This window comes from Pseudothauera rhizosphaerae, assembly GCF_004801305.1.
GTDB lineage: Bacteria > Pseudomonadota > Gammaproteobacteria > Burkholderiales > Rhodocyclaceae > Pseudothauera > Pseudothauera rhizosphaerae.
On record NZ_SSOD01000037.1, the window covers coordinates 1 to 1,326 of the forward strand.

At 67.0% G+C, this 1,326-nt stretch carries 1 protein-coding gene; it reads left to right on the forward strand.

Annotation, left to right across the window (positions count from 1 at the left end; genetic code table 11):
- Positions 1-429: 429 nt before the first annotated feature.
- Positions 430-1,326, forward strand: an 897-nt coding sequence (locus E6O51_RS21640; protein ID WP_136387106.1) for an IS110 family transposase, incomplete at its 3' end; no start/stop codon positions are given.

The window sequence follows — 1,326 nt, forward strand, 5'->3', positions numbered from 1 at the left end:
CCGCTTGTGTCTGCGATACCCCGTAGGATCGTGGGTGAGAGCGGCGGGTGGCAAGCTGCCAGGCCGGGGTGCGCAAAGCACGTGTGGGAGCCCAAGCTGCCACCCGCCTGCCTCTGGTTCAAGCCCGAACAGTTGATCGAGCCGACACTCGAATTTCACAAGCGTGGGCCAGGCCAGAGTCTCTCGTTGGCCATTCTACGAGGGTTTTGACCATGACGTGCTTGTGTCTGCGATACCCCGTAGGATCGTGGGTGAGAGCGGCGGGTGGCAAGCTGCCAGGCCGGGGTGCGCAAAGCACGTGTGGGAGCCCAAGCTGCCACCCGCCTGCCTCTGGTTCAAGCCCGAACAGTTGATCGAGCCGACACTCGAATTTCACAAGCGTGGGCCAGGCCAGAGTCTCTCGTTGGCCATTCTACGAGGGTTTTGACCATGACGTGCTGGGTGGGAATCGATGTGTCCAAGCGGACACTGGCAGTCTGGGTGGCGCCCGAGCAAGCGCAGTTCGAGGTGCCCAACTCGGACGCAGGCTATCGGCAATTGCTCGCGCGCCTTACCGACAGGGCGGTGCAGCGGATCGTGCTCGAGGCCACCGGAGGCTATGAGCGCGGGGTGATGAGCGCGCTGGGTGCGGCCGGTCTGCCGGTGCTGCGGATCAATCCGCGGCGCGCACGCGCCTTCGCCACCGCCTTGGGCAAACTGGCCAAGACCGACCCGATCGACGCGGCCGTGCTCGCGCGTATGGCGCAGGTCCTCGAGTCTCCGGCGGCCGTGAGCCCGTCGCCCGAACTCGAGGCCTTGCGCGATCTGGTGCAGCGGCGCGAGCAATTGGTGCAACACCGCGACGACGAGCGCCGGCGCCTGGTGCAGGCGCGCTCGGCGCTGGTACGCGACAGCCTGCTCGCGTGCATCGACCACCTCAAGGGGCAGATCGGCCAACTCGAGCGCGCCATTGCCCAGGCCGCACGCACCGCCGATGCCCAGCGCGCCAAGCAACTGGGCGCCATCGCCGGCATCGGCCCCGTCACCGTTTCGAGCCTGATCGCTTACCTGCCCGAGCTGGGCCGGCTGGACCGACGCCAGATCGCCGCGCTCGTCGGCCTGGCGCCCTACAACAACGACAGCGGCAAACACGCCGGCAAACGCCGCATCCAGGGCGGGCGCTCGGCCATCCGGCGCGTGCTCTACATGGCCGTGCTCTCGGTCATCCGCAAACACGATGACTTCAGGCGTCGCTACAACACGCTGTGCGAGCGCGGCAAGTGCCCCAAGGTCGCCCTCGTCGCCTGCATGCGCGTCCTCCTCATTCGTCTGAACGCCATGATCCGC